Origin of the sequence: Nodosilinea sp. LEGE 07088, from assembly GCF_015207395.1 — a bacterium.
GTDB lineage: Bacteria > Cyanobacteriota > Cyanobacteriia > Phormidesmidales > Phormidesmidaceae > Nodosilinea.
Genome location: NZ_JADEWX010000204.1, coordinates 1 through 9,343, shown reverse-complemented (window position 1 = coordinate 9,343; position 9,343 = coordinate 1). Strand labels below are relative to the sequence as shown.

Genomic DNA, 9,343 nt, shown 5'->3' with positions numbered 1-9,343 from the left:
TGGAGATGTCGTGAGACCCACAGGTTGGACAGGTCATCTCAATGGCCATGGAGGCTACCCCCTCAGAATCTATAAATACGACAGCGTTGCCTTATTTTTTCTCCATCCTTTACGTTAGTCCACTACCACGCTTCAGTTAGGGATTAGCGTTGAAAGTTGATTGACTGTCCGCCCTATCACAGCAAATACAACAACCCCATTGAGCGCTGCTGGGCGGCGTTGGAAAACTACTGGAATGGAGCGTATCCCTTAGTATTTCCAGGGCCAATCTAGCCCTCTCTCGGCAAACCGAGTGGCCTCGGCCGCGGGTATGGGTTTTGAAAATAGAAACCCCTGCCCATAGTCACATTTCTGCTGCAGCAGCCAAGCCAAATGATATGAACTCTCAATACCTTCCGCGACGACCTTGACGCCAAGACTGTGGGCCAATGTAATGATTGATTTGGTAATGCTAATGCTGGTGTTATTATCGGGTTTATCTATTTGTGAGATAAAGGATCGATCTACCTTTAGGCTATTGACAGAAAACTTGTTTAGATAGCTTAAAGACGAATACCCAGTACCAAAATCATCAATTCCCAGCTTAAAGCCAGCCTGCTTGAGCTGGTTCAGAAGTTTGAGAGATTGAATGGTGTTTTCCATAAGATTACTTTCGGTCACCTCGATATTTAGCATGTCGGGAGTGAGGTCATATTTTTTCACCGTGACCACAAGTCGATCTACCAAGTGGACTTCGGTCAACTGTTTAGAGGAAATGTTGACGTTCACAGATAGGGGCATTCTAATCGCTGGATTGGCCTGCCATCGGCTCAGCTGCTGACAGGCTTCATTGAGTACCCACTGCCCAATCTGATAAATTAGATTGGTTTCCTCAGCCATGGGAATAAAGACTTCGGGGCTAATCAGCCCATTGTCTGGATGATTCCAACGAAGTAAAGCCTCAAAGCCGACCAGCTTTTTTTGAGCCAGAGAGACAATTGGTTGATAGTAGAGCTCCAGTTGCTTTTGGTCTACAGCTCGTCTTAAATCACTGTCTAAGCGGAGCAGATTAGTCGCCTTTTTGTGCATCTCAATGTCAAAGACGACAAACCTTGCTCTGCCCGTGTTTTTGGCATGATACATGGCTGTATCGGCATCTCTAATGATCTCCTCTACAGTTTGGTAGTCCAGGGAGCTCAAAGCTATACCAACACTGACACTAGGATATAGTTCATGAGGTTCAATCTTTAAAGGTTTTGCTATAGATTTTTGCAATCGTTTGGCAATTTCTATTGCTTCATCGGGAGACTTGAGATTGTCTAGCAATATTGCAAATTCATCTCCTCCCAAGCGAGCTACCATATCTCCTATTCGCATGCAGCGACTAAGTCTTCTGGCCAGCCGAATCAAAAATTCATCTCCGATTAAATGACCCAGACTGTCGTTAATCATCTTGAATCGATCGACATCAATAAAAAGAACCGCAAAATTATGATTTGGCGAAATTTTCTGCCTGAATTCGAGTGATTTTTTCACCCTTGCAAAGAAAGATTCCCGGTTTTGCAGCCTGGTTAAACTATCTAAAAGAGGGACTTTTTCCGAATTCACTAAAGTGGCTTGAGTGCTCTGATTGAGAAGAATTAATTGGTCAAGTGATGTCCCCTCAGTATTTTTACCGGAAACAAAAAAAGCCAATTTCCGGATTAAATCTTCTGGGGAATCATCTACTATGGAACAGTCTACTTGACTTAGAAAAAAGGCGTAGACTCCCTTGTGGAAACCGATGACATCACATGGGTTGAGCTTATGAACAGCGACTCTGGCTCCATTTACAAATAGCCCGTTTGTACTAACGCGACCTTTAAGATCGCCGTCAATAATCCAGGTGGCACCCTTAGAAAAATATATAGTTGCGTGGCATCTAGAAACCCCTTGTGAGCTCAACAAGATGTCATCGGCAGAGCTGCGACCAATGGTTAAAGTTTCTTTATCAAGCTTTTTGACGACAATTCTATGTTCTTCTTTAACCACTAGAATATTGACTAATGCTGCCGCTAAGACATCTGATTGTTTGTCATCTAATGAATCAGACTGGGGCAGAAACATCTCTTGTTGGCTCTCTTGATATAGTTCGGTAATATCATCAATAGCCTATTTCTGACATAGATTTCAGTCAAAAAAATCGGCATTTATGCGCAATTAAGGTTGAAGATGTGGTAAAGATTTTGGGCACAGAGATATCGATCGGATCTCAAAAAAATAGTTTACCTGAGCTATAAAACGCGCTGATTTTAGGGCAGGAAAGTGACATTCTCGTGACGGTTTGCCATGATCTGGGCTTTAGATAATGTCAAAAATAAATTTCAATTGAGAATAGACTGGGTCAGATCGAGCAAGATCTCGTAGTCAAAGTTATGGATCTTGTGGCTTAGCGCCTGGGCAATAGGTGCCTGTTCGGGAGGGATGGCGGCAATTAGGACCATCATCTGATCTTGGTTAAGGCGGATCAGGGCGTCGTGGAACTGATCAATCCAGGCGGTGGGTAGCTCCCGTAAGCGTTCGACGGTCAGATCAAGGCTGGAGTCTGTAGACGCTGGCAGGGTGGCCTGGGCCTCGTAGATGTAGTGAACGCCCAAATGCTGGGCCAGGATGCGCGTTATTTCGGTTTCTTGGATGGGCTTAACCATAAAGCCATCGAAACCAGTCTGGTCAAATTCGGCCTGGCTTTGGTAGGGTACCCCGGCTGTGAGGCTGATGATCTTGGTTGGCGGCAGGTCGGGCTGGTGCAGGCGGAGGACCTGTTCCTGCTGCCGAATCACCTCGGTAGCTTCATAGCCATCCATCACTGGCATGCGGATATCCATGAAAATGAGGTGAGGCTGCCAGGTCTGCCACTGCTCAATGGCGGCTTGCCCATTGGTGGCAGTTTGCACTGTAAAGCCAAGGTCGGTGAGCAAGTTGTGCAACAAAACTCGATTGGCCCAGTTGTCTTCGACGATTAAGATGCGGTACTCGGGCTGGTCAGGGGCGATCGCAAGCACCCGGCGAGGCAGCTCAGCCGGGGCGATCGCCGCCGCATCTATCACCTTGACCGGAATTTCAAACCCAAAGATTGACCCTGCATCGGGCTGACTGCTAACAGTCAGCTCGCCCCCTAACAAACGCACAAATTGACGGCTAATCGGTAGCCCCAGCCCGGTGCCCTCCTGAGATTGGCGACTGCTGGTCGTTTGTGCAAAGGGCTCAAAGATCAGGGTCAGATCCTCAGGGGCGATGCCAATGCCGCTGTCTTCTACCTCAAACCGCAGCGTCACCATCTCCCCCGCCGCTGCCTCGGGGCCGATCTCGTCTCCCCCTGGGGACAGCAAACCCTGGGTGTGCGGCAGTAGCGGGCTACCTGGCGTAACCCGCAGGCTGACATAGCCAGCCTGGGTAAATTTAATGGCATTGCTCAGCAGATTGAGCAACACCTGACGCAGCTTGTGGTTGTCGGTACGAATGTATTGGGGTAGAGCAGCATGGTGGTTAATCGTGAAGGTTAGCCCCTTCCTCGTTGCCTTCAGGCGCAGCATCGCCATGAGGTTGTTTAACAGCTGAGGCAGGTCAAAATTTCCCGGGTTTAGGCTAATCTGACCCGCTTCAATCTTTGACATTTCTAGGATGTCGTTAATCAGGGTCAGCAGATGTTCACCGCTGCGGCTAATAATTTGTAGTTCTTCGACATGGCGACTGGGCAGGGTAGGGGCTCGCCCAATGAGCTGACTAAAGCCCAAAATGGCGTTGAGCGGGGTGCGCAGTTCGTGGCTCATATTGGCCAAAAAGATGCTTTTGGCGCGGTTGGCAGACTCTGCTACATCTTTGGCGGCAACCAATTCGGCGGTGCGCTCAGCGACGCGGGCTTCGAGGTCAGCATTGGCCCGTTTGAGGGCTTGCTCAGCATGTTTCAGCGTGCTGAGCAGTCGGGCTTGCTCTTGTTCGAGCTGTTTGCGCTCATCAATATCGGTATGGGTGCCCAGCATGCGCAGGGGCTGCCCGGCTTCATCCCAGGCGACAATTTTGCCCACTGACAAGATCCATTTCCAGTGCCCATTTTGCATGCGCAGACGAAACTCGACTTTGTAGTCTGGGCGTTCACCCGCAACATAGGCCCGGTAAATCGCCCCAACTCGCCCACGGTCATCGGGGTGCAGGCGTTGTTGCCACTTAGCGGTGGTCTCGTGGAAGTTGACCGGGCTATAGCCCAGCATGGCGGCATAGGTCGGGCTCACGATCGCCTCGTCTGTGCGCAAGTCTAGGTCATAGAGCCCCTGATTGGTGGCCATCAGCGCCAGCCGCAGGCGTTCTTCGCTATCTCGCAGGTCAGCTTCAGCACGTTTGCGATCGGTGATGTCGTCGTAGCAGCCAAGGACACCAATCACCTCGCCCTGGCTGTTGGTGAGAGGCACTTTGCTGGCGCGTATCCAGATCTGCTCGCCTGACGCATCGCCTAGGAGTTCTTCATAGTCGAGTTTGGGGGTGCCTGTTGTGATTATCTGTCGATCGTCGTTGTTGTAGCTTTCGGCAAAGTTAGCCCAGATCAGTTCAGTGTCGGTTTTACCCACAATGGTGTCTGGGGTGAGCTGACAGTCATTCGCAAAAGCCGGGTTGCAGCCCAGGTATCTCAGCTCGCGATCTTTCCAAAACAGTCGCTGGGGGGTGGCGTCGAGCACCAGTTTCAGCATGTTGCGAGATTCTCGTAGGGCAATCTCGGCCTGTTTGCGTTCAGCTTCGCTGCGTTTGCGATCGCTAATGTCTTGGATCACGGCAATCCAATTAACTGGCTCACCCTCTGAGTTTTTCACCAGAGAAACGGCTAGATTGACCCAGACGATTGCGCCATTCTGGCGAATGTAGCGCTTTTCCATCACAAAGCTGGAAATATCCCCGGCCAGTAGCCGATTTACGTTGGCCTGGTCGGCGACTACATCGTCGGGATGGGTGATTTCGGAAAAGTGCCTTGCCGCCAAGTCGGCCGGGGACTCATAGCCCAAAATGTCGCAGAGTTTCTGATTGACCTGAATAAAATAGCCTTTCAGGTCAGTCCAATTAATGCCCACACCAGCCTGCTCAAAAATGGCCCGCCACCGTTCTTCCCGGTCGCGCAGAGCAGCTTCAGCCTGTTTGCGATCGCTGATGTCGCGCACCCCGGCAAGGACAACGGGCCGATCGCCGAGGGTGACCCGTCGCAAGATCACCTCTGAATCAAACTCGGTATTATCGCTCAGCCGTCGACCGGGCCATTCAAACTGGAGCGACTCGCTCTTCTGCACCTGCTGAAACAGCTCAGAGACCTGGTCGAGCGGAGCATTGGGGGCAGACAAGGCAGCGACGTGACTGCCCACCAACTGGTCTCGAGTGGCACCGTGGAGCTCTAGGGCGCGATCGTTGATATCTACAATAGTGCCGTCCAGGGCATGGATATAAATTGCGTCGTAGACATTGTTGAAGATAGTGCGCAGATCGCGCTCCGATCGCGCCAGGTCTACGGTACGCTGCTGCACGCGCTGCTCAAGCGCTTCGTTGAGTTGCTGGAGTTCTGCCTGAGTGGTCTGGAGTTCCTCCAGGGTTGCTTGCAGGGTTTCGTTGACGAGCTGAAGTTGAGTTGCGTGCTGGCTGATCGCCTCGTAGGCATGCAGTAGCGCGGCTTCGTCGCGTTTGCGATCGCTAATGTTGCGCACCGTCGCAATCACCTGCTCCTCCTGAAAGGGAACCAGGCGGGCTTCAAAGTCTTCTAGCTGGCTGCCAAGTGGTAGTTGATATTCAAAGCTAACCAAATTTTGGCCCGCCAAAACTTGGGCAATACCTTCCACAAAAAGGAATTGCACCTCAAGGGGTAGAACATCTTGCACCTGTTGCCCCAAAAATTCTTCTGGGGGTACGTAGAGGTTGGGGTTGTTGGGCCCGGCTTTATAGGCCAAAATCTTGCCCTCACGATCGAGGCAAAACAGTAGATCCGGGGATGCTTTGAAAAGCGCCTCCATTTCGGCATTGCTATGGGCTAGGGCCAGCTGGCTTTGCTTGAGGGGGGTAATATCTTGGGCATTGCCCACAATTTGCGTCACCTGGCCATTTGGGTCGCGCTCAAAGACGCGATCGCGACTCAAAAACCAGCGCCATTCCCCATTTTTGTGCTGCATGCGGTATTCGAGTTCGGCAAAGTCGTCATCGGCCAGGGTCGCCAGGCGATCAAAGTAGCGGTTGGCCGCTTCTTGGTCGTCAGGATGCATCAAAGCCACGACAGACTGCTTGGTCCGGGCGATCATCTCGTCGTCGGTATAGCCCAGATAGGTACTCACTTCGCGGTTAATGAAGCGGTTGCAGTGTTGGGCCAGGTCGTAGATATAGATCACATTGGGAGAGCTATCGGTAATGTGGTGAATAAACTCCCGACTCGCTCGCAGTTCATGTTCAGCCTGCTGCCGTTTCGCCTCCAGTTGGGCAACCTCTGTAATATCTCGCACAATGACCCAGACATCATGGTTGCCAGCAGGGACAATGCGCACCTCTTCGGTAACGGTCGTTTCGCCAATCACCAGGGTCTGCTCATAAATTTGCAGGGATCCGGTAGCCAGGGCCTGATGGATATGGTTCATCCGTTGGTCGGCCACATCCTTGGGCAAGCCCTGCGCATAGATATTTTTGTCAACCAGATCGCTGGGAGCGCCTAAAAACCTCATGTTGCTGGGAGCAAAGAAATCGAGATAAACCCCCTCGCCGGTCATATGCACAATTAGATCGGGTAGCGCCTGCACCAGGGCTCGATGCTTTTGTTCGCTGCGGCGGAGGTCATTTTCAGCTTGCTTCAGGGTGGTAATGTCTTGGGAAATGCCCAATAGATAGCGGGGTTGCTCATGGGCATCATAAATTGGGACTTTGACAGTCTCTAAAATTTGTCGCCCCAGGTGGGGGCAATCGACGACTTCCTCCAGCCGGGTTTTGACCCAGTTGGCCATAACCTGGCGATCGACCCGGAGAGACCCATCGGCCTGCTCAGCCGAAAACAGATCGCGATCGGTCTTACCTAAAATTTTCTCCCGTGGGTAGTCAAAGAAATACTCACAGACCGGGTTAACCAAAACAAATTCGCCAAAATGGTCGGGTCGGGCATCTTTAACAAACAGGCTGACGGGCAAATTATCCACAATGGTCTGCAAGAAGTCTCGGCTTTCTTGCAGGTCAATTTCGGCCTGACGGCGATCGGCCTCCAGCTGCTTCTGCTCAGTAATGTCTTGAAAGATGGCAATGATGCAGGGGGCCTGGGCCGGGAACGTTTCTACCCTAGAAACGGTTAATTTTACCCACCGCAGAGAACCCGAGCGATGAAATAGCCGCTTTTCCATCGTGAAGCATGGCATCTTGCCGGCCATTAACTGCGCCATCCAGGCGTCGTCCACCAGGGTGTCTTCAGGATGGCTATAGTCGGAATACCGCACTTGCTGCAGTTCGGCTTCGCTGTAGCCCAAAAAATCGCAAAACCATTGATTGGCAAAGAGTATCGACCCAGATGAGGGAGACGCTATGCAGATACCGACAGCAGCCTGGTCATACACAGCCTTGAAAACGGCCCTACTCCCACCGAGCCCCGACGACTGGGCGGCAGCCTCGTCGCCCTGGGTAGGGTCTGGCTGCCCCCGTTCGCCTGGGCCGGTAGCCCGATGCTGCAATTGCTGCCTGAGCTGACGCCGCTGCCACAGGTTACGGATGGTCACCCAGAGGCGTGTACCGTAGAGCTGAGACCGATCTAAAAAATCTGCGATTCCAGTCTGGTCAAGCTCTATCGCCCCTAGATCACTGCCATCATCTAGCAACAAAACCAGGTCTGGCCTGGTAGAGCCCCAGCGGGTCTGCAGGTCTGGCCCCTGGGCTGCATAGCACTGCCAATCTAGCAGCACAACATCGGGGCAACCCGCCTCAACCCCCGCTAAAATCTGCCCGCGCCAGGTTGCTTCCCCTTGCAGTGCTCTCTGCAACCGGGCCTGCTCTGTCGCCGACTCCATTAGAAACAGCACAGTTGGTTCCGAGGTTGTCATGGAGCAGAAATCCTAAGGTCGCAGCCCGCACCAGCTTCAAGTGTAAGCCATGAGACCTTTGGCCACGCTTGGAACCGCTTCATTTAAGACACGTTTCAGCGCGAAGGCCGCCAACGAGCCATCGAAGCGGGGCGCAAAGCGCACTTGAGCGACCTGGAGGATAAGGTATTGTTCATCCTGATGTACTTTCGCCCGATGAGTCGGCTATGAAGGTGTTCTACTGATTGACTGACAAAACTTGTGAACAGAATCCTCGAAAGCCCTCACCCTAGCCCTCTCCCGAGGGGAGAGGGAACCGGAAAAGTGGATTGGCTCCCCTTCTCCTTCGGAGACGCTCCACGAACGCCCTCTGGGAGAGGGGTTGGGGGTGAGGGACGGATAACTTTTGTCAGTCAACTAGGGTGATCTATCTCGCGATTGCTAACGTCTCAAAAAAATGGACGAGGCCGATTCAAGATTGGAAAAGTGCCTTAAATCGTTTCGCGATCGAGTTTGAAGACCGGTTCCCGATGTAGCGATCCCATCCTTGACACAAACCTTAGGGCTTAACGAGTTCTCTGTCAGCATTAATGAGGCAGGTCGGCAGTAAGTTGCGGCCTCTAGATCGCGGGGAACCCTCACCTGCAACGCGGTATCACCAAGCTTTTGCAGGACAATGAAGAGCGGTATTCACTGCTGCCTCGTTTCATCAGCCATCGGCAAGGTTTTGCCTAGCGCTAGTCGAATGGTTGCAGCAGTGAAATCTCCTCTCAACCCTCTTGATCTGCTGAACCCCCATGGTTAGCCCGATTATTCCGCCGAAGCAGCACCGCCATTACCTCACCCACTGGCTACTCAACGAAGACCGCGACGAGGCCGACGAACACAAGTTCAAACATCCCTGGTGGCAGGTGATGTGCTTGACGGGGGTGGACTACTTCTCGACCCTGGGCTATCAACCCGGCATTGCTGCCCTAGCGGCGGGGGCATTGTCTCCGTTGGCCACCCTGATCTTAATCCTAGTGACGCTGTTTGGAGCCCTGCCCATCTATCGCCAGGTGGCGAAGCTCAGCCCCCATGGGGAAGGCTCTATCGCTATGCTAGAGCGGCGGCTGCCTTGGTGGCAGGGCAAGCTATTTGTGCTGATGTTGCTGGGCTTTGCCGCCACTGACTTCATCATCACCATTACCTTAACGGGTGACAACGTACCTAAAGAGCTTGCTGCATCAGGGATAGAGCATAGAGACCACGCTGAAAATAGCGATGTTTATGGGGTTTGAGCGCTATCAGTTGGAGTGCCCAGTCGGTCCATAACT

At 52.2% G+C, this 9,343-nt stretch carries 2 protein-coding genes and 1 pseudogene; 1 reads left to right on the top strand and 2 read right to left on the bottom strand.

Annotation, left to right across the window (positions count from 1 at the left end; genetic code table 11):
• Positions 1–249 precede the first annotated feature (249 nt).
• The gene (locus IQ254_RS27075; protein WP_193969260.1) at positions 250–2,085 is read right to left on the bottom strand and encodes an EAL domain-containing protein; all 1,836 of its coding nucleotides are present in this window, start codon (positions 2,083–2,085) and stop codon (positions 250–252) included.
• A gap of 257 nt (positions 2,086–2,342) precedes the next feature.
• A complete protein-coding gene (locus IQ254_RS27070; protein WP_193969259.1) occupies positions 2,343–8,048 on the bottom strand; it encodes a PAS domain S-box protein in 5,706 nt (1,901 codons plus the stop codon).
• A gap of 776 nt (positions 8,049–8,824) precedes the next feature.
• On the opposite strand from IQ254_RS27070, the pseudogene IQ254_RS27065 reads away from it, so the two are divergent.
• Positions 8,825–9,223, top strand: a pseudogene (locus tag IQ254_RS27065) (amino acid transporter); the annotation flags it as partial.
• Between the last annotated feature and the right edge of the window lie 120 nt (positions 9,224–9,343).

Excerpts from the sequence above, each read along its gene's own strand:
- IQ254_RS27070 (WP_193969259.1), bottom strand. The coding sequence starts at position 8,048 with ATGACAACCTCGGAACCAACTGTGCTGTTTCTAATGGAGTCGGCGACA.
- IQ254_RS27075 (WP_193969260.1), bottom strand. The coding sequence starts at position 2,085 with ATGTTTCTGCCCCAGTCTGATTCATTAGATGACAAACAATCAGATGTC.